This window comes from Streptomyces sp. NPDC037271 (assembly GCF_055603605.1).
The window spans coordinates 59,382-81,695 of record NZ_JBVJVN010000006.1 but is presented as its reverse complement, the minus strand read 5'-3'; the positions used below and the strand labels follow the sequence as shown (position 1 = coordinate 81,695).

General features: G+C 72.4%; 19 protein-coding genes and 1 pseudogene. 9 read left to right on the top strand and 11 right to left on the bottom strand.

Translation table 11 applies throughout. The features are described from left to right. Positions 1-97: 97 nt before the first annotated feature. Positions 98-445 (bottom strand): annotated as a pseudogene (locus ACZ7G3_RS13780) (YbjQ family protein); the annotation flags it as partial. A gap of 134 nt (positions 446-579) precedes the next feature. Between ACZ7G3_RS13780 and ACZ7G3_RS13775 the strand changes: the two are divergent. Continuing rightward, positions 580-1,482 carry a DedA family protein gene (locus tag ACZ7G3_RS13775; RefSeq protein WP_470925519.1) on the top strand — a complete coding sequence of 301 codons (903 nt, stop codon included), beginning with the start codon at positions 580-582 and terminating at the stop codon, positions 1,480-1,482. Positions 1,483-1,549: 67 nt separating this feature from the next. Here ACZ7G3_RS13775 and ACZ7G3_RS13770 read toward each other — a convergent pair whose 3' ends face one another. Continuing rightward, the gene (locus ACZ7G3_RS13770; protein WP_470925516.1) at positions 1,550-3,259 is read right to left on the bottom strand and encodes a threonine/serine exporter family protein; all 1,710 of its coding nucleotides are present in this window, start codon (positions 3,257-3,259) and stop codon (positions 1,550-1,552) included. Between the two features lie 114 nt (positions 3,260-3,373). Then, positions 3,374-3,865, bottom strand: a complete 492-nt coding sequence (locus ACZ7G3_RS13765; protein WP_007452023.1) for an inorganic diphosphatase — start codon at positions 3,863-3,865, stop codon at positions 3,374-3,376. A gap of 79 nt (positions 3,866-3,944) precedes the next feature. On the opposite strand from ACZ7G3_RS13765, the gene dacB reads away from it, so the two are divergent. The 6 genes from dacB to folE all read left to right on the top strand — a co-directional run bounded on the left by dacB (position 3,945) and on the right by folE (position 11,674). Next, the gene (gene dacB / locus ACZ7G3_RS13760; protein WP_470925514.1) at positions 3,945-5,603 is read left to right on the top strand and encodes a D-alanyl-D-alanine carboxypeptidase/D-alanyl-D-alanine endopeptidase; all 1,659 of its coding nucleotides are present in this window, start codon (positions 3,945-3,947) and stop codon (positions 5,601-5,603) included. Positions 5,604-5,743: 140 nt separating this feature from the next. After that, on the top strand, positions 5,744-6,871 hold the full coding sequence (locus tag ACZ7G3_RS13755; RefSeq protein WP_426601799.1) for a zinc-dependent metalloprotease: 1,128 nt from the start codon (positions 5,744-5,746) through the stop codon (positions 6,869-6,871). A 192-nt stretch (positions 6,872-7,063) separates the two neighbouring features. Beyond that, positions 7,064-8,122 (top strand): tRNA lysidine(34) synthetase TilS, encoded by a 1,059-nt coding sequence (tilS, locus tag ACZ7G3_RS13750; protein ID WP_426601798.1) that lies wholly within the window; start codon positions 7,064-7,066, stop codon positions 8,120-8,122. Between the two features lie 95 nt (positions 8,123-8,217). Further along, a complete protein-coding gene (gene hpt / locus ACZ7G3_RS13745) occupies positions 8,218-8,757 on the top strand; it encodes a hypoxanthine phosphoribosyltransferase (protein ID WP_229831030.1) in 540 nt (179 codons plus the stop codon). A 196-nt stretch (positions 8,758-8,953) separates the two neighbouring features. Further along, entirely contained in the window at positions 8,954-10,993 is a 2,040-nt protein-coding gene (gene ftsH / locus ACZ7G3_RS13740; RefSeq protein ID WP_470925798.1) for an ATP-dependent zinc metalloprotease FtsH, read from the top strand. Between the two features lie 75 nt (positions 10,994-11,068). After that, positions 11,069-11,674 (top strand): GTP cyclohydrolase I FolE, encoded by a 606-nt coding sequence (folE, locus tag ACZ7G3_RS13735; RefSeq protein ID WP_426601796.1) that lies wholly within the window; start codon positions 11,069-11,071, stop codon positions 11,672-11,674. A gap of 126 nt (positions 11,675-11,800) precedes the next feature. Here folE and ACZ7G3_RS13730 read toward each other — a convergent pair whose 3' ends face one another. From ACZ7G3_RS13730 to ACZ7G3_RS13705, 6 genes are all read right to left on the bottom strand, one after another. Continuing rightward, positions 11,801-12,289, bottom strand: coding sequence for a DUF3180 domain-containing protein (locus ACZ7G3_RS13730; protein ID WP_426601795.1), 489 nt, complete (start codon positions 12,287-12,289; stop codon positions 11,801-11,803). A 61-nt stretch (positions 12,290-12,350) separates the two neighbouring features. Beyond that, the gene (folK, locus tag ACZ7G3_RS13725) at positions 12,351-12,962 is read right to left on the bottom strand and encodes a 2-amino-4-hydroxy-6-hydroxymethyldihydropteridine diphosphokinase (protein ID WP_426601794.1); all 612 of its coding nucleotides are present in this window, start codon (positions 12,960-12,962) and stop codon (positions 12,351-12,353) included. After that, complete coding sequence (gene folB, locus ACZ7G3_RS13720) at positions 12,959-13,318, bottom strand: dihydroneopterin aldolase (protein WP_011028954.1); 360 nt, start codon at positions 13,316-13,318, stop codon at positions 12,959-12,961. Before folB ends, folK begins: the two co-directional genes overlap by 4 nt. Positions 13,319-13,556: 238 nt before the next feature. After that, positions 13,557-14,060, bottom strand: coding sequence for a nuclear transport factor 2 family protein (locus tag ACZ7G3_RS13715; RefSeq protein WP_426601793.1), 504 nt, complete (start codon positions 14,058-14,060; stop codon positions 13,557-13,559). Then, positions 14,057-14,989: a dihydropteroate synthase gene (folP, locus tag ACZ7G3_RS13710; RefSeq protein WP_470925510.1), complete on the bottom strand. Its 933-nt coding sequence runs from the start codon at positions 14,987-14,989 to the stop codon at positions 14,057-14,059. Before folP ends, ACZ7G3_RS13715 begins: the two co-directional genes overlap by 4 nt. 315 nt (positions 14,990-15,304) lie before the next feature. After that, positions 15,305-17,116 carry a phosphatidylglycerol lysyltransferase domain-containing protein gene (locus ACZ7G3_RS13705; RefSeq protein WP_470925797.1) on the bottom strand — a complete coding sequence of 604 codons (1,812 nt, stop codon included), beginning with the start codon at positions 17,114-17,116 and terminating at the stop codon, positions 15,305-15,307. Positions 17,117-17,356: 240 nt separating this feature from the next. Here ACZ7G3_RS13705 and ACZ7G3_RS13700 point away from each other — a divergent pair, with 240 nt between their 5' ends. Then, positions 17,357-18,550, top strand: coding sequence for an alpha/beta hydrolase (locus ACZ7G3_RS13700; RefSeq protein WP_470925508.1), 1,194 nt, complete (start codon positions 17,357-17,359; stop codon positions 18,548-18,550). A gap of 124 nt (positions 18,551-18,674) precedes the next feature. After that, complete coding sequence (locus tag ACZ7G3_RS13695) at positions 18,675-20,036, top strand: hypothetical protein (protein ID WP_470925506.1); 1,362 nt, start codon at positions 18,675-18,677, stop codon at positions 20,034-20,036. A gap of 56 nt (positions 20,037-20,092) precedes the next feature. Here the strand turns inward: ACZ7G3_RS13695 and ACZ7G3_RS13690 are convergent, their stop codons facing one another. After that, complete coding sequence (locus tag ACZ7G3_RS13690; RefSeq protein WP_426601806.1) at positions 20,093-21,367, bottom strand: PH domain-containing protein; 1,275 nt, start codon at positions 21,365-21,367, stop codon at positions 20,093-20,095. Between the two features lie 368 nt (positions 21,368-21,735). Then, positions 21,736-22,305, bottom strand: coding sequence for a PH domain-containing protein (locus tag ACZ7G3_RS13685; RefSeq protein WP_470925504.1), 570 nt, complete (start codon positions 22,303-22,305; stop codon positions 21,736-21,738). Between the last annotated feature and the right edge of the window lie 9 nt (positions 22,306-22,314).

Genomic DNA, 22,314 nt, shown 5'->3' with positions numbered 1-22,314 from the left:
CGTACGCCCCTCCCCCCCCCCCCCCCCCCCCCCCCCCCCCTCCCTCCCCCCCCTCCCCTCCCCCCCCCCCCCCCCCCCCCCCCCCCCCCCCCCCCCCCACCGCCGTCCCGTACGCGCACACCTCGGTGCCCACGTCCGCCGCCGTCGTCACGTCGAAGCGGAACGCCAGCACCGCGTTGGCCCCTCGCGCGCGTGCCTGTTCGACGAGCCGCTCCATCGCCTCGTTGCGGGTCTCCACCAGCGTCTTCGTGAGCCCGCGCAGCTCACCGCCGACCATCGACTTCAGCCCGGCGCCGATCTGGCTCCCCAGGTGCCGGGAGCGCACGGTCAGCCCGAAGACCTCTCCGAGCACCTCCTGCACGCGGTGGCCCGGCAGGTCGTTCGTGGTCACGACGAGCACCTCGGGCTGTGGACCCTGGCCGCCGCCGTATTCTTCAATACCCATGGTTCTCACGTTTCCCCGGGGAACGTCACAGTGCACCCCGAGGACCCCCGTGGAACCTGGACTGCTACGGCTGCGTTGTACGTTTGGGCAGCCAGGTCCAGCCCGCCTCCCTCAGCAGCAGGAGCCACAATCCCGTGACCACGCTTGCGCTCGGCCCCGAGTGGCTCAGCCCGGACTACCTGATCGAGACCTTCGCTCTACCGGGCATTCTGCTCATCGTCTTCGCCGAGTCCGGACTCTTCGCCTTCCTGCCCGGCGACTCGCTGCTGTTCACGGCGGGTCTCTTCGTGGCCGAGGGCAGTTACATCACGCAGCCGCTGTGGCTGGTGTGCACCCTGATCGTGCTGGCCGCCGTCATCGGTGACCAAGTGGGCTACATGATCGGAAAATTCCTCGGTCCCAAGCTCTTCAGCCGCCCCAACTCCAAGCTCTTCAAGAAGGAGAACCTGGACAAGGCGCACGAGTTCATGGAGAAGTACGGGCCCAAGGCGATCGTCCTGGCCCGCTTCGTGCCGATCGTGCGCACCTTCGCCCCCATCGTGGCGGGCGCCGGCCGCATGCAGTACCGCACCTTCCTCACGTACAACATCATCGGTGGTGTGGCCTGGGGATCGGGCGTCACCCTCGCGGGCTACTGGCTCGGCCAGATCGAGTTCATCCGGACCAACGTCGAGCCGATCCTCGTCCTGATCGTCGTGCTCTCGGTCGTCCCGATCATCGTCGAGTACCTGCGTGAGCGGGGCAAGAAGAAGACCGCCGCCGCGACCGAGCCGCCGGCGGTCCAGCAGCACCAGCACCAGCCGCAGCACCCGTACCCGGTCATGGACGACGCCACGACCCAGCTCCGCCGCGTCGACCCGTACCCGCCCCAGCAGTCCCAGCCCCAGCCGCAGCAGCCGTCGTACGGGCAGCCCTACGGCCAGCAGGAGCCGTACGCCCAGCAGGAGCCGTACGCCCAGCAGTACCCGCAGGGGTACGGACAGCAGCCCCACGGCGACCAGCAGGGCGGGCAGTACCCCTACAGCCAGGGGCGCTGACCGACCACCCCGGGGGCGGCGGGACCGCGGCGACGCGCGGCTCCGCCGCCCCGGGGCAACGACACCGCTAGAACCCCCGCGTCCGCTTCGCCGCCCGGCGCCCCGCCGCACTCGCGGCGCCGGGCACCTTCAGGAACAGCCGCGAGATCTCCCCGCCGAGGTTCACCCCGATGGCGATGGCCATCGCGAGCGCCACGGCCGTCGACAGGGACACCAGCCCCCTGTCGACCTCGCTCTGCGCGATCGCCAGCAGCCCGAAGTACGTCGCCGAACCGGGCAGCAGCGGCCCGATCGCCGCGGTCGTGTACGGCAGCGCCGACGCGAACCGGTACCGGGACATGAGCTGTCCGAACAGGCCCACGAGCCCCGCCGCGGCGGCCGTGGAGGCCACCGGCGAGATGCCGCCGGCGATGTGCATGGCGCCGTACACGCTCCAGGCGACGCCGCCGTTCAGGGTCACCGCCAGCACGGTGGCGCGTTCCTGCTGGAGCAGGATCGCGAAGGCCAGCGACAGCAGCATCGACGCGCCGATCTGGACGACGGGCTCGTCGCCCGTGCCCAGCGCGGCGTCCGGATTCAGCTCGGCGCCCAGCTGGACGCCGAAGTACAGGACGATCAGCACTCCGGCGACGATGCTGACGAAGAAGTACATGACCTCCAGCAGGCGCGCGGACGCGGTGATGTAGAAGCCGGTCAGCCCGTCCTGCACCCCCGCGACCAGCGCCCGCCCCGGCAGCAGCGCGAACAGACCACCGGTGATGACCGCGGACGCCTTCACGTCGACGTGTGTCACCGTGAGCGCGACCCCCATCGCGGCCGGCGGCATCGCGGCCACCGCGAACTGGTAGAACTCCGGCAGCCCGCGCCCGGCGCACAGCCAGGCCAGCCGGTCGCCGAGCATCGAGCCGAGCATGGCCGCGACGAACACGGTCAGCCCACCGCCGACGAGCACCGACGCCGCGCCCGCGAGCAGTCCGCTCGCCGTGGTCAGCACCCAGGTGGGGTACGGGTGCCGGTTGCGGCGCATCTCCGCGAGGCGCCGGTAGGCCTCCTCCAGGGAGATGTTCGTGTCCGGATCGCTGAGGTCGTCCACCAGGTGGAACACGGCCGCGAGCCGCGTGTAGTCGGTGCCCCGGCGGCGTACCGTCCGCGACGCCGTCACCGGGTCCTCGACCAGGGAGGGCTGGTGGGAGATCGACAGCAGGGTGAAGGTGACGTTCGGCTCGCAGCGGTCCAGGCCGTAGGAGCGGCACACGGCGAACATCGCCGCCTCCACGTCCTCGGCGCCCTCGCCGCCCGCCAGCAGCAGCTCCCCGATACGCAGGGTCAGGTCGAGCACCCGCGGCACGGCGGGGCCCGTTTCGTCGTCGTGGCGCTGCGCCGTCTCGGGCGCGGGCCGTTCGGCCACCGGCATGCGCAGCATGGCGCGCATGCGGTCCTGCCAGGGCACGTCCGTCAGGTTCACCGCCGGGAAGCCGCTCGCCGGGGTGAACGTGGTCGGCGCGGTCCACGCGCTGTACGTGCTCGGCGTGGCGAACGCCGACCCCTCACCCTCCGGGGGCGCCGCCGGGGGCGCGTCCAGCCCCTCGGGCAGCGCGAACTCCGAGGTCGTCTCGGACTCCGTGCCGGTGGGCCGCGGGACGGCCAGCCCCTGCGGGATCTCGAACTCGGACGTCGTCGACGACTCGCCGTCGGCCGGTGCCGCGACCCCACCGGGTGGCCGGAAGGCGCTGCGGGCCTCGTCCGACTGTGGTTTGCGGTCCTCCGCCTCCGTCACCTGCGCAACGCTCCCTGGTTCGAACACACCCTCCTGTAACCCTCAGTATGCGTACCCAAACGTGAACGGGCCGCACGCTTCACGCGTGCGGCCCGTTACGGGAGGGGTGCCTGATCAGTGGCCGCCCTGGTCCTTGAAGCGCTTGTAGGACCGCTCGATCTCGGCCTCGGCGTCGGTGCGGCCCACCCAGTCGGCGCCCTCGACGGACTTGCCGGGCTCCAGGTCCTTGTAGACCTCGAAGAAGTGCTGGATCTCCAGGCGGTCGAACTCGGACACGTGGTGGATGTCACGCAGGTGCTCCACACGCGGGTCGGTCGACGGCACGCACAGCAGCTTGTCGTCGCCGCCGGCCTCGTCCGTCATCCGGAACATGCCGATCGCGCGGCAGCGGATGAGGCAGCCCGGGAAGGTCGGCTCGTCCAGGATGACCAGCGCGTCCAGCGGGTCACCGTCCTCGCCGAGGGTGTTCTCGACGAAGCCGTAGTCGGTCGGGTAGGCGGTCGAGGTGAAGAGGCGGCGGTCCAGGCGGATACGACCGGTCTCGTGGTCCACCTCGTACTTGTTCCGCGAACCCTTCGGGATCTCGATCGTGACGTCGAACTCCACCGGACGCTCCTCCATGATCAGCACATAGTTCTGGTGATTAAGTGTCCCTCACGCAGGTGGGTGATCGCGAAAGGGGCTGGTGATAGTGCCAGAGCTGAGGCCTTGGCGGGCCGCGGGACCGCACGAGGCGCGGGCCGCGGGCGCCGTACGTCCGCGTCTCGCACGCGCCGCGCGGGCCGTGGCGCCGCAGTTCGCGCGGGTCACGAGGCCGAAGACCTGGCAGTACACCGCCGGTGCCGCCACCGCCGGGCTGGCTCTCGCCGCCGGTGTGGTGACCGCCGTCGGCCCCTGGGACTCCATGGGTCAGCGTACGGCCGAGCGGGACCGGGCCGTCGCCATGGAGCACGCGGGTGGCGCAGATCACGGTCGCGGATCCGGGGCCTCCGGTACGGGATCCGGGGCGCCCCGCCCCGCGCCCAGCGCCGGCTCCGTCCTGGCCGGCCTCGGCGGCACCGCCGGCGGTGCGCCGGACGGCGTGGAGGCCGGGCCGGGCGGCACGGCCCTCGCCGACGCGCTCGGACCCCTGCTGGACGACCCGGCGCTCGGCACCCGCCGCGCGGCGTCCGTCGTCGACCTCACCACCGGCGAGCGCCTCTACGGCCTCGACGCCGACGTCCCGCTGACGCCCGCCTCCACCACCAAGATCGCCACCGCCGTCGCCGCCCTCACCGCCCTCGGCCCCGACCACCGCCTCACCACCCGCACCGCCCTGGAGGCCGACACCGGCGAACTCGTCCTGGTCGGCGGCGGCGACCCCACCCTCACCGCGCGCGAGGACCGCGAGGACGACGGGGGCACCTCCCGCGCCGGGAGCGGGGAAGACGCGGAAGACCATGCGAGCCCGCGCACGCGCGCCGGGAGCGGGGGAGGGCCCGCGAGCCTGCGCACGCTCGCCGAGAAGACCGCCGCCGCCCTGAAGAAGCGGGACGTGCGCAAGGTGACGCTGTCGTACGACACGGCGCTGTACGCCGGTACGGAGAAGCACCCGATCGGCGACAACGAGAACCTCGCCGACGTCACCGCCCTGATGGCCGACGAGGCCCGCACGGACGACTCCACCAGCGGCCCCGCCCCGCGCGTGCCCGACCCGGCCGCCGAGGCCGCCCGCACCTTCGCCGGCTTCCTGGAGCAGCACGGCATCAACGCGTCGCCCCCAGGCCCCTCCAAGGCGACCGACCGTGCCGACACCCTCGCCACCGTCTCCTCGCCCCCGCTGTCGGCCCTGGTCGAGCGGATGCTGACCGCCAGCGACAACGACATCGCCGAGGCACTGGCCCGCCACACCGCCCTGGCGACCGGTGAGCCCGCCGACTTCGACGGGGTCTCCGCCGCCGTCCCGGCCCGCCTGGAGCAACTCGGCCTGCCCGTGCGCGGCACCCGGTTCCACGACGGCAGCGGCCTCGACCGCACCGACCGGATCACCGCCGGCCTGCTCACCGACCTGCTCGCGAAGGCGGCCGACCCGGCCCGGCCCGAGCTCCGCCCGGTCCTCACCGGCCTGCCCGTCGCCGGCTTCACCGGCACGCTGGCCGGCCGCTACACGGACGGCGCGGCCGGCCTCGTACGCGCCAAGACCGGCACCCTGACGGGTGTCAACACCCTCGCGGGCACCCTGGTCACCGCCGACGGCCGCCTCCTGGGCTTCGCCTTCCTGGCCTCCGGCACGACGGACGCGTGGTCGGCCCAGGCGGCCCTGGACCGGGCGGCGACGACCCTGGTGTCCTGCGGCTGCGCATGACCACCCGGCCGCCCCGGGAGCGGCGGCGCCCCCGCGGCGCCGGCCCGCGCCCCCACTCCCGCGCCGCACCGGCACCGGCCGCCCACCCCGGCGCCCGCCACGGCCTGCCCTCAGTGGCGGCGCTCACGTACGGTTGAGGAATGACGAGCATCGGCGCATCTTCCGGCATGGTCGACTGGAATCTCGCGGTGGCGACCGCGACCCGGCTCGTACGGCCGGGCCCCGAGGTGAGCCGCGACGAGGCCAGGGCCGTCGTCGCGGAACTCCGCCGCCATGCCAAGGCCTCGGAGGAACACGTCCGGGGCTTCACTCGTCTGGCCACCGAGGAGGCCCACGACACCCCCGTCCTCGTCGTCGACCGCCCCGGCTGGGTCCGGGCGAACGTCGCCGGGTTCCGGGAGATCCTGGGCCCCCTGCTGAAGAAGATGCAGGAGCGGCGCGGCAGCGGCGCGGGCAACGCGGTCCTCGGCGCCGTCGGCGGCAAGGTCACCGGCGTGGAGCTGGGCATGCTGCTGTCGTTCATGTCCTCCCGCGTCCTCGGCCAGTACGAGACCTTCGCCCCGGCCACCCGAGAGTTCCCCGCCGGTGCGAACGGCGGCGGCCGGCTGCTGCTGGTCGCGCCGAACATCGTGCACGTCGAGCGCGAACTCGACGTCGACCCCCACGACTTCCGCCTGTGGGTGTGTCTGCACGAGGAGACGCACCGCACGCAGTTCACCGCGGTGCCCTGGCTGCGCGATCACCTCGAGGGCGAGATCCAGTCGTTCCTCGCGGAGACCGACGTCGACCCCATGACCGTGCTGGAGCGGGTCCGCGAGGCCGCCCAGACGCTGGCCGGCGGCCGGCCCGAGGCCGAGGAGGACGACGGCGGCCGCTCCCTGGTCGAGCTGGTGCAGACGCCGGCCCAGCGGGAGGTCCTCGGCCGCCTCACCGCCGTGATGTCCCTGCTGGAGGGCCACGCCGACTTCGTGATGGACGGGGTCGGCCCGGCGATCGTGCCGAGCGTCGGGGAGATCCGCGAGAAGTTCCAGCAGCGCCGCGCGAAGGGCGCCTCCCGCCTCGACCTGGCGCTGCGCAAGCTGCTCGGCCTGGACGCCAAGCTCCGCCAGTACCGGGACGGCGAACGCTTCGTGCGCGCCGTCGTCGACGAGTGCGGCATGGACGGCTTCAACCGCGTCTGGACGTCGCCCAACACCCTCCCCACCAAGTCGGAGATCTCCAAACCGGCGGACTGGATCGCGCGGGTGCACCGCAAGCCGGAGTCGTGAGTCCCGCGGCCGGGGCGTGAACCGCACCCGGCCGACGGCAGTCGAACGCCCCTCCAATCACCCGTCCGAGGGACCGTGAGCTCTCGACAGGCGTGCGATGCTCGGGGAACGGCCCGTTTCTGTCACCATCTACACACTCTGCGTGACCGAACTTCGGGCTCACCCCCGACAACTTCATGAAGGGCACCGGACATGGGTCCCCATCCTGCGGTCGCGGCGATACGCCTGGCGGTCCGCCGCGTCCTCCACGACATCCTCACCGAACTGAACACCCCGGCCGGCGTTCCCGCCGCGACGGCCGCCGACCGGGCGCCCGAGCGCGCGTCCGGACTCCCGCCGTCACCGCTCGTGCTCGTGGCGTGCTCCGGCGGCGCCGACTCCATGGCGCTCGCCTCCGCCCTCGCCTTCGAGGCGCCCCGGCTCGGCATCCGCGCCGGCGGCGTCACCGTCGACCACGGCCTGCAGAACGGCTCCGACCTGCGCGCCGAAGAGGTCGTCCTGCGCCTGCGCGAACTCGGCCTGGACCCCGTCGAGGCCACCGCCGTCACCGTCGGCCGCGCGGGAGGGCCCGAAGCCGCCGCCCGCGACGCCCGCTACGCCGCCCTGGACGCCGCCGCCGCCCGCCACGGCGCCGCCGCCGTCCTGCTCGGCCACACCCGCGACGACCAGGCCGAGACCGTCCTGCTGGGCCTCGCCCGCGGCTCCGGCATCCGCTCCCTGTCGGGCATGGCCGCGGTCTCGGGGGCCGACGGCCGTTACCGCCGCCCCTTCCTCCAGGTCGACCGGCAGACCGCCCGCAAGGCCTGCATGGTCCAGTCCCTGCCCGTCTGGGACGACCCGCACAACGCGGACCCGGCGTACACACGTTCCCGGCTGCGGCACGAGGGCCTGCCCGCGCTGGAGAAGGCGCTCGGCAAGGGCGTCGTCGAGGCCCTCGCCCGTACGGCCCAGCTCTCCCGGGACGACGCCGACGCCCTCGACGCCTGGGCCCGCCAGGCCGAGTCCGGCGTCCGGGACGCCACCGGCGTACTGGAGTGCGCGAAGCTCTACGCCCTGCCGCCCGCCGTGCGCCGCCGGATCCTGCGCCGCGCCGCCATCGAGGCCGGTGCTCCCGCGGGCGCGCTGTTCGCCCGCCACATCGAGGAAGTCGACCGGCTGATCACCGGCTGGCGCGGTCAGGGAGCCATCAACCTGCCCGGCAAAGTCGTCGCCCGGCGGCAGGGTGGCAGACTGGTGATTCGGCAAGGCTGAATCCGGACCCTCCCACCGATCCGCGTACGGATCGCCGGGACGCTCCGGAGTGGCCGGTGGGACGACCGAAAGTGATGCGGGTGGACGCGAACGACATGGGTGCCGACCTCGAGAAGGTACTCATCACCAAGGAAGAGATCGACGCGAAGCTGGCCGAGCTGGCCGCGAAGATCGACGCGGAGTACGCGGGCAAGGACCTGCTCATCGTCGGCGTGCTCAAGGGCGCCGTGATGGTCATGGCCGACCTCGCGCGCACGCTGTCCACCCCCGTCACGATGGACTGGATGGCGGTGTCCTCGTACGGCGCGGGCACCCAGTCCTCCGGCGTGGTGCGGATCCTCAAGGACCTCGACACCGACATCAAGGGCAAGCACGTCCTGATCGTCGAGGACATCATCGACTCCGGCCTGACCCTGTCCTGGCTGATCTCCAACCTCGGCTCGCGCGAGCCCGCCTCCCTCAAGGTGTGCACGCTGCTGCGCAAGCCCGACGCAGCGAAGGTCGCCATCGACGTGGAGTGGGTCGGTTTCGACATCCCCAACGAGTTCGTCGTCGGCTACGGCCTCGACTACGCCGAGAAGTACCGCAACCTCCCGTTCGTCGGTACGCTCGCGCCCCACGTCTACGGCGGCTGACGCGGCCTCGTAGCGGGCCCCACGGCGTTTCGGGGGGGCGACCGGGAACCCCGGAGGCCCCCGCGCCGTTGGAGCATGCAGACGGGACGCCGACGGTCCTGTGCGGCTGAGGGCCGCCGGGCTGGGGTACCGTCAGAAGAACTGTCTTATCAAACTCACTATGGCAGGAGGGACGGGGCGCCACCGCTCCGTGTGGATGGACGTGAAGCGATACTTCCGTGGGCCAATCATGTGGATCGTGCTGGCCGTCCTTGCCGTGGTCGTGTTGATGCAGGTCGTCGGCTCGTCCGGCGGCTACAAGACGGTTGACACTGGCCAGGTCGTCCAGGCGATCAACGACAACAGGGTCGAGTCGGCCAAGCTGACCACCGGCGACGAGCAGAAGATCCAGGTTCAGCTCAAGGACGGCGAAAAGGTCAAGGGCAGCTCGAAGATCCAGGCGAGCTACATCGGCGACCAGGGCGTGACCCTCGCCAGCACACTGCAGAACAAGTACCAGGACAAGCAGATCCCCGACGGCTACACGGTGTCGCCGTCGAAGCAGAACCCGATCGTCGGGCTCCTGATCACCCTGCTCCCCTTCGTCCTCATCGTGGTCATCTTCCTGTTCCTGATGAACCAGATGCAGGGCGGCGGCTCCCGCGTCATGAACTTCGGCAAGTCCAAGGCGAAGCTCATCACGAAGGACACCCCCAAGACGACGTTCTCCGACGTCGCCGGCTCGGACGAGGCCGTCGAGGAGCTCCACGAGATCAAGGAGTTCCTGCAGGAGCCGGCCAAGTTCCAGGCCGTCGGCGCCAAGATCCCCAAGGGCGTGCTGCTGTACGGCCCGCCCGGCACCGGCAAGACCCTGCTCGCGCGTGCCGTCGCGGGCGAGGCGGGCGTGCCGTTCTACTCGATCTCCGGTTCCGACTTCGTCGAGATGTTCGTCGGTGTCGGTGCCTCCCGGGTCCGCGACCTGTTCGAGCAGGCCAAGGCGAACGCGCCCGCCATCGTCTTCGTCGACGAGATCGACGCGGTCGGCCGCCACCGCGGCGCCGGCCTCGGCGGCGGTCACGACGAGCGCGAGCAGACCCTGAACCAGCTGCTCGTCGAGATGGACGGCTTCGACGTCAAGGGCGGCGTGATCCTCATCGCCGCGACGAACCGCCCGGACATCCTCGACCCGGCGCTGCTGCGCCCCGGCCGCTTCGACCGGCAGATCGCCGTCGACCGCCCGGACATGCAGGGCCGTCTGGAGATCCTCAAGGTTCACCAGAAGGGCAAGCCGGTCGCCCCCGACGTCGACCTGTCCGCCGTCGCCCGCCGCACCCCCGGCATGACCGGTGCCGATCTGGCCAACGTGCTGAACGAGGCCGCCCTGCTGACGGCCCGCAGCGACCAGAAGCTGATCGACAACCACATGCTGGACGAGGCGATCGACCGTGTGGTCGCGGGCCCGCAGAAGCGGACCCGGATCATGTCGGACAAGGAGAAGAAGATCACCGCGTACCACGAGGGCGGTCACGCCCTGGTCGCGGCGGCCTCACCGAACTCCGACCCGGTCCACAAGATCACGATCCTGTCCAGGGGCAGGGCCCTCGGTTACACGATGGTGCTCCCGGACGAGGACAAGTACTCGACCACCCGCAACGAGATGCTCGACCAGCTCGCCTACATGCTGGGCGGCCGGGCGGCCGAGGAGCTGGTCTTCCACGACCCGACGACCGGTGCCGCCAACGACATCGAGAAGGCCACCAGTGTGGCCCGCGCGATGGTCACCCAGTACGGCATGACCGAGCGTCTCGGCGCGATCAAGTTCGGCGGCGACAACAGCGAGCCGTTCCTCGGGCGCGAGATGGCTCACCAGCGCGACTACTCGGAAGAGGTCGCCGCGCTGGTCGACGAAGAGGTCAAGAAGCTCATCGAGACGGCGCACAACGAGGCCTGGGAGATCCTGGTCGAGAACCGTGACGTCCTCGACAACCTCGTGCTCGCGCTGCTGGAGAAGGAGACGCTCGGCAAGGAGGAGATCGCCGAGGTCTTCGCCCAGATCGTCAAGCGCCCGGCCAGGCCCGCCTGGACCGGCTCCTCCCGCCGCACGCCCTCGACCCGTCCGCCGGTGCTCTCCCCGAAGGAGCTCGCCCTGACGAACGGAGCGAACGGCGCCACGGCGGCGATCTCCACCGCCAAGAGCACCGCGGCGGAGCCGGCTCCGGCACCGGAACGAGCCGCGGAGGACCGGCCGGAGAGCTGACCCGGCCACTCCCGGCGGCCCCACCAGGCCCGGAATGTATGCCGACCGCAGTACAGGACAGGAACGAGGCACCAGATGACCGACCCCGTGACGCTGGACGGCGAGGGCCAGATCGGCGAGTTCGACGAGAAGCGGGCCGAGAACGCCGTACGCGAACTGCTCATCGCGGTCGGTGAGGACCCGGACCGCGAGGGGCTGAGGGAGACGCCCGGGCGGGTGGCGCGGGCGTACCGGGAGATATTCGCGGGTCTGTGGCAGGAGCCCGAGGACGTCCTGACGACGACGTTCGACCTCGGGCACGACGAGATGGTCCTGGTGAAGGACATCGAGGTCTTCTCCACCTGTGAGCATCACCTGGTGCCGTTCCGCGGCGTCGCGCACGTCGGCTACATCCCGTCCACCAACGGCAAGATCACGGGTCTGTCCAAGCTGGCTCGCCTCGTGGACGTCTACGCCCGCCGTCCGCAGGTGCAGGAACGTCTCACCACGCAGGTCGCGGACTCCTTGATGGAGATCCTCGAGCCGCGCGGGGTCATCGTCGTCGTGGAGTGCGAGCACATGTGCATGTCGATGCGCGGCATCCGCAAGCCCGGCGCGAAGACCCTCACCTCGGCGGTGCGCGGCCAGCTGCGCGACGTCGCCACGCGCAACGAGGCGATGAGCCTGATCATGGCCCGCTGACCCGCACGGGGTACGGGCGGGCGCTGGAGCGGCGGCTGTCGTCCCGTGCGGGGCCTGCCCGAGGGAGCGCCCGCCCGACGGGGGCCCGCGTCGGGCCGGGCCGCCGAGGCCGGCGCGGCCCGTGGGTCAGGCCGCCGTGGCCGTGCCCGGGGTGTCCTCGTCGTCGTTGTCGGGGAGCTTGCAGACGCGCTCCAGGAAGATCGCGGCCGCTATGACGCCGATGCCCGCCAGGACCGAGAAACCGGCGTAGAACGCCTGGTCGCGGCGGGCCGGGACGTCGAGGTACTCCAGCAGGAAGACGCCCGTGCCGCCGTACATACCGGCGACCAGGGCGGCCACCAGGGCGCTGGCCTGGCCGAAGACGACCGCTCGGGCCGCCATCATCGGGTCGACGCCCTTCGCGTCCGGGACGCGCTCCCGCTGGGCCTTCAGACGGGAGCGGATCGAGAGCGCCGTGGCCAGCAGGATCACGGCGATCAGGGCGAGCACGACGGGGGCGGCCAGGGGGACGCTCGGGAGGGTCCCGATCGAGTTCCACAGGCGGGCGCCCGCCCAGGACAGGATCCCGGCGACCACGAACACGCCGGCCAGCACCCTGATGCGCAACTCTTTCACGGTGACCCGGTGTCCCTTCGGTTCCCCTGCGTGGTCGTCCTGACCTTGTCGACCTTAACGACTACTCGGGCAGCCGGAGTTCCAGGTCGGCGCGGGGCGCGATGCCGTCCCGGGGGACGGAGGCCAGGAGGTCGGCGACCGGGCCGTGTCCCGGCAGCTGGGCCTCGGGGTCCACGTCGTGCCAGGGGGCGAGCACGAAGGCGCGTTCGTGGGCGCGCGGGTGGGGCAGGGTGAGCTGCGGATCGTCGGAGACGACCTCGGCGTAGGCGATGATGTCGACGTCGAGGGTGCGCGGGCCCCAGCGCTCGTCGCGGACGCGGTGGAAGGCCTCCTCGACGGCGTGCGCCCGCTCCAGCAGGGAGGACGGGGGCAGGGTGGTCTTCAGGACCACGACCGCGTTGAAGTACGAGGGCTGGCTGTCGGGGTCGACGCCCCAGGGCTCCGTCTCGTACACCGGCGAGACCCCTTTGACCCGCACGCCCGGTGTGTCCTCCAGGGCGTCGATGGCGCCCTGGAGGGTTTCCAGGCGGTTGCCGAGGTTGGCGCCGAGGGCGATCACCGCGCGCTTGGGGTTGGACAGTGTGGTGTCGGCGGCGTCGACCTGTTCGATGACGGAGGCGGGTACCGGCTGTACGGTCGGGTCGCTGGGACCCTTGGCGAAGGGGGCGCTCATACACGGCTCCGGATGATGGTGACGGTCACGTCGTCGAAGGGGACGGTGATCGGCGCGTCCGGCTTGTGGACGCATACCTCTACCTCCTCGACCCCTTCGTGTTTCAGGCAGACCTGGGCGATGCGCTCGGCGAGCGTCTCGACCAGGTTGACGGGCTCGCCCTCGACCACGGCCACGACCTCCTCGGCCACGATGCCGTAGTGCACGGTCTTCGCCAGGTCGTCGTCGGCCGCGGCCGGCCGGGTGTCCAGGCCAAGGACGATGTCCACGAGGAAGGTCTGGCCGTCCTCGCGTTCCTTGGGGAACACACCGTGGTGCCCGCGGGCCTTCAGGCCGCGCAGCGCGACACGATCCACGCGAATCACTCCTGCAGTCGTCGGTCTCGGCCGGTCCGTACCGCGTGCGGGCGGTGTGCCGGCCTCTGTCGAATCTACCCGCGGTCACTGACAGCACCGCGTCACGGGGGGTGTGGGGCCGGGCGGGGGCCGGGAGTTTTCACCGTACGTTTCCCCTGGCGGCCCCGGTGGGTCACGGGTCGGTAGCCGCCCCTGCCCGCCGGTCCGTGATTCCCGCCACTTCCCTGCTCCTCCAGGGTCAGGGAGGTGTGTCCTCACCGTCCTCGTCGTCGGACTCGGCCAGCACGGGGGAGGCGTGGTGCGACCAGAGTTTCCAGCCGGACGGAGTGCGCCGGAACGTGTTGGTGGCGACCACGAGCTGGCCGACGAGCGGGCCGAGCTCGTCGCCGCCCTCGGGGGCGGGGCCGCCGCTGAGGATGTTCTCGGTGCAGGTCACCAGGGCGGTGTCGCCGGTCACGGAGACGTGTACGTCGGTGAGGAAGAACTGGATGTAGTCGGTGTTCGCCATGATCAGCGCGTACGAGCGGAGGACCTCGCCCCGGCCCGTGAGCACCGGCCAGCCGGGGTGCACGCAGGAGACCACGCCGGCGTCCGCCGGATCGTGGTACGACTCGTCGATACCCAGGTCGGACGGTGTGAGCCAGAACTCGGACACCTTCTCGAAATCGCCCTGTTCCAGTGCCTCGTAGAAGGCGGTGTTGGCGGACTCGACCTGTTCGACGTCGATGTGGGGGGTGTTCACCGGGTGCCTTCCGAGCCCACGCCCCAGCCCACGCCCGAGCCCACGCCCGAGCCCGGGCCCTGGTCCGCCGTGCGGGCCCCCTCCACGGCGCGCGCGACCCGTACGGCGTCGGCCGTGGCGCGTACCTCGTGCACGCGTACGGCCCATGCGCCGGCGTGCGCCGCGAGCGCGGAGACGGCGGCGGTGGCCGCGTCGCGCTCGCGCGCCGGGGGCGGGGCGGCCTCCGGCCCGGCGAGCACCCGGCCGAGGAACCGCTTGCGGGAGGCGGCCACGAGCAGCGGGTGGCCGAGGCCGAGGAGGCGGTCGAGGTGGGCGAGGAGGACGAGGTCGTGCTCGGCGTCCTTGGAGAAGCCCAGGCCGGGGTCGACGACGACGCGGTCGGGCGCGACGCCGCCCTCGACGACCGCCTCCACGCGCGCGTGGAGCTCGTCCATGACCTCGCCGACGACGTCGTCGTAGGTGCCCCTGACGTTGCCGCCTGCCAGGAGGCCGCGCCAGTGCATGACGACGAAGGGGGCCTCGGCGTCGGCGACGACCGGGATCATCCGGGGGTCGGCGAGGCCGCCGCTGACGTCGTTGACCAGGGCGGCGCCGGCCGCGAGGGCCTGCTCGGCGACCGAGGCGCGCATGGTGTCGACGGAGATCGTGACGCCCTCGGAGGCCAGGCCGCGCACGACCGGGACGACACGCCTGAGCTCCTCGTCCTCGTCGACGCGGGTGGCGCCGGGACGGGTGGACTCGCCGCCGACGTCCACCAGGTCGGCGCCCTCGGCTACCAGGTCGAGGCCGTGCTTGATGGCGGCCGTGGTGTCGAAGAAGCGGCCGCCGTCGGAGAAGGAGTCGGGGGTCACGTTGACGACCCCCATGACCGCGCAGCGGTCCCATACGGTCAGTCCCGCGAGGTGGCGGCGGCCGGTCTGCTTGCTCATGTGTTCAGCGTAGGCCCAGTGGGCGGGGTGCCCGCGGCGGCCTGTGCGGGTGCGGTGGGGTTCGGTGGGGCGAAGCCGCGGGTGGGGGAGGCGCTGGGCAGCGCGCGCCCTCGCGGCCGGGCAGCGCGCCCCATCGCGGCCGGCAGTGCGACTCGCCACGGGCCGGGTGGTGCGGCGTGGCTCCGGGCCGGGTGGTGCGGCGTGGCTTCGGGCCGGGTGGTGCGGCCGGGCTCCGGGCCGGGTGGTGCGGCCCGGGTCGGCCCGCGTCCAGCGCCGGGTGCCTCGTCGGTGCCGTGGCCGCGCCGTGTCCGGTGGTCACGCCGCCCGGGCGTCCCGTTCGGGCATCCGGTGTGCGCAGGGGCGGCGTGCGGGCGCCCGGCGTCGCAGGATGCGCGGGAGGGGCACCGCGAGGGTGACGAAGCCCTCGGCCTGCATGGCGGCGAAGCCGATGCGGGGCAGGTCGGCGGAGGCGCGGTAGACGACGAAACGGGGCTCCCACCGGGGCCGGAACTTCGCGTTGAACTTGTACAGGGACTCGATCTGGAACCAGCGGGAGAGGAACACCAGCAGTCCGCGCCAGGCTCGCAGCACCGGTCCCGCGCCGATCTTCTCGCCGCGCGCGAGCGCCGCGCGGAACATGGCGAAGTTCAGCGAGACACGGGCGATGCCCAGCTTCGGCGCGGCCTGCAGCGCGGCCACGATCAGCAGCTCGTTCATGCCAGGGTCGGCCGCGCGGTCGCGGCGCATCAGGTCCAGGGACACGCCGTCGGGGCCCCACGGTACGAAGTGCAGGATCGCCTTCAGGTCGCCGTACTCGCCGGGTTCGGCGTCCTGCTTGTGCGCGGTGGCGATCAGGCAGTCCCCGTCGGTGGGATCGCCGATGCGGCCCAGCGCCATGGAGAAGCCGCGCTCGGTGTCCGTGCCGCGCCAGTCGTCGGCGGCGCGGCGGACGCGGTCCAGTTCGGTGTCACCGAGGTCGGCCACGCGCCGTACCCGGGTCTCGTAACCGGCGCGCTCGATGCGTTTGACCATCTGGCGGACGTTGCGCATCGCACGGCCGGCGAGGGAGAAATCCGCGACGTCCACCACCGCCTCGTCGCCCAGTTCGAGGGCGTCGAGCCCGGTCTCGCGGGTCCACACCTCGCCACCGGTCTCGGAGCAGCCCATGACGGCGGGCGTCCAGGAGTGGGCGCGGGCCTCGTCCATGAAGCGTTCGATGGCGCCCGGCCAGGCCTCGACGTCGCCGATCGGGTCGCCACTGGCGAGCATCACGCCGGAGACGACGCGGTAGGTGACCGCGGCCTTGCCACTGGGGGAGAAGACGACGGCCTTGTCGCGGCGCAGCGCGAAGTGGCCGAGGGAGTCCCGGCCGCCGTGCCTGGCCAGCAGGGCGCGCAGCCGGGCCTCGTCGTCGTCGGTGAGGCGGGCGGCGGGGTGTTCGGGGCGGAAGGCCAGGTAGACGGTGGTGATCGCGGTGAGCAGGCCGAGGGCGCCGAGGGAGAAGGCGACCGTCCAGGAGGTGTCGCCCCGGTAGTCGACCGGTCCCTCGACGCCGAACAGGCCGTACAGCACGTGGGTGATGCGGTCGGCCAGGCTCGGGTCGCCGACCATGTGGTGCGGGTGGGCGTTGACGACGACCAGCCCGAGGGCGAGGGAACCGGCGCCCATGAGCACGAGGTTGGCGAGCGCCCGCCACCGGCTGCGCGGGTCGGGCAGTGCCGCGAACTGGTCCCGGTGCAGCAGCAGGGGAAGGAGCAGCACGACCGAGATCAGCACCCCGGCGAGCGAGTGCCGGTACGTGAACTGCGCGACGGCGCCCAGCGGCAGCAGGGCCACGGCCGCCCGCCACGCCCTCCGCTTGCGGCGCTTGAGCCCGTGGGCGAGCAGCAGCAACAGCACCCCGGCGCTGAGCGAGAGTGCCGCCGCGAACGGGCCGAACGCGCCGGGCAGGACCTCGGCGAGGGCGTGCATACGACTGTGCCGGAACCGCGGGAAGACGCCGGCGGCGATGTCCAGCAGGCCCACGAGCGCGCAGGCGCGGCCGACGAGGAGGGGCACGGCCTCCGGTCGCGGGCCGCGCAGCACCCGCCGTATGCTGCTGGGTTTCGTCGGAACCCCACCCGACATTTCCTCATCTGTCCTGACAGACATCGCACCCGTAGTTCTGCGAGAGACCGTGGATCCGGGCCCGTTTCGGGCATCCGGCGACATTGCGCCCTCTAGGACGGTGTCTTGGGGGGAGAGGTTCACTCCCCGGAGCGGAAAGCCCGCGGAGCGCTAAGGGCGCGAAGGGTGCGAAGGGGTGGTGGTCCGGGCGGATGGCCCGAACGGACGTGACGTACGGAAAGCGCAGGCAGGTAGCGACGCATGGGTCTCACGAGCGACAAGGTGCTGGCGTTGGCGGTCCTGTCCGGCGTGCTGCTGTTCGCCGGCACGGTGTGGCTGTGGCCACGGCTGGCCGGGCGTACCTGGCGGGCCGTCCTGGGGCGGGTGGGGCTGTTGCTCGCCACCCAGTTGGCGGTCTTCGCCGCGGTGGGACTGGTCGCCAACCAGTCCTTCGGCTTCTACGGCAGTTGGGCCGACCTGTTCGGCCGGGAGAACGGACAGGGAGTGGTCGTCGACCACTCGGCCGACGGCGCCGACAGCCGGCTGCGGGTCGTCGGTGACCGGCGGGTCACGCAGGCGGGCGGGGCGCGGCCCGACGTCACCGGGCGGATCCACGAGATACGGATCACCGGCCGTACGACGCGTATCGCGACGCCCGCGTACGTCTATCTGCCGCCGGAGTACTTCCAGGCGCGCCACCGCACCCGTACCTTTCCCGCGTCCGTCGTCCTGACCGGTTATCCGGGGACGGCCGAGGCGCTGGTGGACAAGTTGCGGTACCCGCGCACGGCACTCGACCTGGCCAAGGCCGGCCGGATGCGGCCGATGATCCTGGTGATGCTGCGGCCGACGGTGGCGCCGCCGCGCGACACGGAGTGCGTGGACGTGCCGGGCGGCCCGCAGACGGAGTCGTTCTTCGCGAAGGACCTTCCCGAGGCGGTGACGGCGCATTACCGGGTGGACCGGGGGCCGGGAAGCTGGGGCGTCGTCGGCAACTCGACCGGCGGCTACTGCGCCCTGAAGCTCGCCCTGCACCATCCCGACGTGTACGCCGCCGGGGCCGGCCTCTCCGCGTACTACGACGCGCCCAGTGACCCCACCACGGGCGATCTCTTCCAGGGCGACACGGAACGGAAGAACCGGGCCGACCTGTGGTGGTATCTCAAGAACATGCCCGCGCCCGACACTTCGCTGCTCGTCACCAGCAGTGAGTCCGGCGAGACGAACTACAAGGACACCCTGAAGTTCATTGAGCGCGTGAAGGACAAGAAGCCGACGCGCATCTCGTCGATCATCCTGGAAAGCGGTGGGCACAACTTCAATACCTGGCGGCGCGAGATTCCCGCGACGCTGCAGTGGCTCAGCGAACGGCTCAGCGAACGGCTCAGCGAACGGCTCGGTGAGCGGCCCGGTGAGCGGCCCGCGGAGCGAGTCGACGCGCACCCGCATAAATGATCTTGAGGTAATTGGCCCACCGGTGGGCACGTGGATTCCTGATGCCGTGTGAACACATCGGAGATGGTTGTGTTTTTACGGGGCGGGGCGCCAAGATTCGCCTACGCGCGGTAAGTTTCTGGCCATGCCACGTGGACGTCACCGCCATTCCCCGCCCCTGCACAGGCTGCTTCCCCCGTCGGCGATCGCAGGCGTCTCCGTCGTCTGCGGCCTCGGCCCCTGGGTGTTCAGCGAAGCGATGATCCTGCGCTCACTGGCCGCCGCCGCCGCGGTCACGGCCGTCGCCGGCGCGGTCGTCATGCGCCACTGGGACACGCAGGCGGGCAGGCGCGTCGCCGACCTCACGCGCGCGCGGGCGAGCGATGAGTGGCGTTACGAGGAGCGGGTCGCCGAACTGGAGTCCGACCTGGAGGAGTCGCGCGAGCTCCGCGCGAAGCTGGAGCACCGGCTGCGGGCGAAGCGCACGGAACTGGCGGGGCTGCGCAACGAGCACGCCTCCCTGCTGAGGCGCTACGCCACGGCGGAGACCGAGCGCGCCAGTGCGCTGGAGGGCCGCCGCCTGCTGGAGATCGATGCCGTGCCGCAGGCGCCCGCGCTGCCGGCGGCACGACCGGCACCGGCGGGGGAGAAGCGGGCCGAGGACGTGTCGGCCGCCGAGGCCGTTGCAGCGGTCTCCCGGGCCGTCGCAGAGGTCTCCGAGGCCGCTGCGGAGACCTCCGGGGAGGTCACCGGGGACGCTCCCGCCGTCTTCTCCCCCGCGGGCTCCCGGCTGTTCCTGCGGGCGAACGCGGCACTGGCGCGGTTCGACGCGGACACGCACGCCGGTCCGGACGGTGGCGACCACGACGGCGGTGATGACTCCGGCGACGGCGACGGCGCCGGCGACGGTGGCGACGGGGACGGCGGCGGCAACGGCGGCGGTGGTGAGAGCGCGGCGGCGGAGACCGCGCAGGAGGACGGGGCGCAGAGGCGGCCCGAGGCGACCGACGGACACGAGCGCACCGCCGCCTCCCCGGGGAGTCGGCCCGACGGAACCGATCAGCCCGGTCAGCAGCCCGATCAGTCTGCTCAGTCCGATCAGTCCGACCAGTCCGATCAGTCCGGCCGGTCCGGCGAGCGGCCCGGTCACCCCGACCAGCCCACTCGGCGGGCCACCGGCACCGGGCACTTCTCGGTGCCGACCGCGGTGGCCGTCGTACCAGCGGCTCCGGCGCGGCGTCCGGCGGTCGAGGGCGGCTTCGACTTCTTCGGCACGAAGAACACCGAGGACGGGACGTCGTCGCCCGACGCCATGGAGGCCGTTCAGAACGAGGACCTCGCCGACGTGGTCGGCCAGGAGGCCCTCGCCGTGCACAAGGCCGAGGCGGAGGCCGACTTCAGGCCGGCCGGCGAGGAGTCCCGTGGGGTGGGCCAGGTGATCGACCTGACGGCCCACGACGAGACGGAGCAGATCGACGTACAGGGGCTGCGCAGCGCGGTGTCCTGACACCGGTCACTGCCCGCCGACGCCGGCCGACAGCGACCGGCGGTGACCGCAGGGCCTCAGGCCATCCACCGGTCCGGCGGTGCGTCCCGCCGTCCGGTCCGGGAGCGTTCCGCCTGGGCCCGCAGCAGCCGCGCCGCCTCGTCGGCGTCGCGCAGCCGAGCGGTCACGGTCTTGTTCGCCCCCGTGTCCACCCGTACGTCGGCCAGTCCGAGCGCCCGTTGCCACGGCCCCTGTGTGACGCGGACGCTCTGCACCTTGGCGTGCGGCACCAGCGCCAGCTTGCGGCGCAGCAGCCCGTACCGGGCGGCGAAGACCGTGTCGGTGACGGCGAGCCCGTAGCCGCGCCACCACAGCGGCCTGCACCGGGCCGCCCGGCGCGGCGGGCGCGACAGTGCCGGGCCCGCCGGCACGCTCACCCCGGGCAGTACCCGCGCCACGACCGACTCCGCGATCTCGCGCGGGGCGACGGGCAGCAGCACGGAGTTCGACGACCCGGCGACGTCCAGCTCCACCCGCACCCAGCCCCGCCGCCGCCACAGCAGCGGCTCCACGATCCGCACGGTCTGCACCCGGCCCGGCGGCACCGTCTCGTGCGCGCGGTCCAGCAGCCCGTGGTCCAGGCGGAGCCCGTCCGGGGACTCGGCCACCGTCCAGTCGTACTCCCCGACGAACCGGCCCGCACTGCTCGCGCCCGCGGCGCCCAGCAGCGGCAGTGCGGTCGCCACGACCGTCCACAGGTTGTGGGTGGCGAGCCACAGCAGGGTGGGGACGACGACGGCGGCGATCAACGTCCCCCAGGTCGCGCCGGTCAGCAGCAGCGAGACGGCGAGCACGCGCGGCGGCACGCGCAGCAGCTGCCGGGAGGGTGCCTCGCCGACCTCGTGCGCGGTCTCGGGTGCCAGTCCGGCCGCGCGGGCGAGCAGTTCGGCCCGTAGCGCGCGGGCCTCGTCGGCGCCCAGGAAGGCCAGTTCGTCCTTCTTGCCGGTGCCTATGACGTCGAGTTTGAGTTTGGCGACCCCTACGACGCGGGCGAGCAGGGGCTGGGTGACGTCGATGGCCTGGACGCGTTCGAGCCGGATGTGCGCGGTGCGCCGGAACAGCAGTCCGGTGCGGATGCGCAGCTCCGTGTCGGTCACCGCGAAGTGGGTGAACCACCAGGTCAGGAAGCCGTAGAGGGCGGCGGCCGGGATCAGTACGGCGAGTCCGAGCAGCAGGTGGGTCGTGGTCAGCCGCGTCAGCTGGCGCTGCGCCTGGTCGGGATCGTGCACGGCCCACCCGACGACCACGGCGACCGGCGCCCACGCGCGTCGCAGCGGTGTGACGGGGTGCAGACGCCGCTCGACGACATCGTCGTCTCCGGGCCCCGTGGCGCGGGTTTCGCCGCGGGCGCCGTCCGCCGCCGGTGCGGTGCCGCCGTCTGCTGATGCGGGGCCGTCTGTCGTGGGCGTGGGGCTGCCTGTCGTGGGCGTGGGGCTGCCTGTCGTGGGCGTGGGGCTGCTTGTCGTGGGGGTGGCGCTGCCTGTCGTGGGCGCGGCACCGTTTGTCGTGGGCGTGGCACCGTTTGTCGTGGGTGTGGAGGCGTCTGTCGTCGGCGTGGCGCCGTCCGTCGTTCCGGTGGCGTCGTGCTCCGCCGCGGTGCCGGGGTCTCCGGCCTCGGCGGCCTTGCTCCCGGCGGTGCCGCCCTCCGCCCCGGGCGTCGTCACAGCCCCGCCGATCGGGCCTCGCCCAGCTCGGTGAGCCGGTCGCGGAGGCGTTCCGCCTCGGCCGGGTCGAGGCCCGGGATGGTCGCGTCGGTCGCGGCGGCGGCCGTGTGCAGCTGCACGCTGGCCAGGCCGAAGTGGCGCTCGACCGGGCCGGAGGTCACCTCGACCAGCTGCATCCGCCCGTACGGGACGACGGTCTGCTCCCGCCACAGCACGCCCCGGCTGATCAGCAGGTCGTCGGCGCGCTCGGCGTACCGCCAGGAGCGCCAGTTGCGCTCCAGCATGACCCAGCCCCATGCCATCAGGGTCAGCGGCAGCAGTGCCAGGGCCGCCCAGAAGGGACCCAGGAACAGTCCGGGCAGCACGCCCGCGGCGAGCGTGAGCAGCCCCAGCCACACCACCAGCAACAGCCGCCGCATGCGCAGCAGTCCCGGCGGCAGGCCGGTCCACTCCGGCTCGTCCCGCACCGGCTCCCGCACCACCTCCCGCACCACCTCCCGCACCGACTCCGGCTCTGCCTCCGTCGCCCCCGCCGCGCCCGTGTCGTCAGGGCTCCCCGTATCCATGGAGCCAGC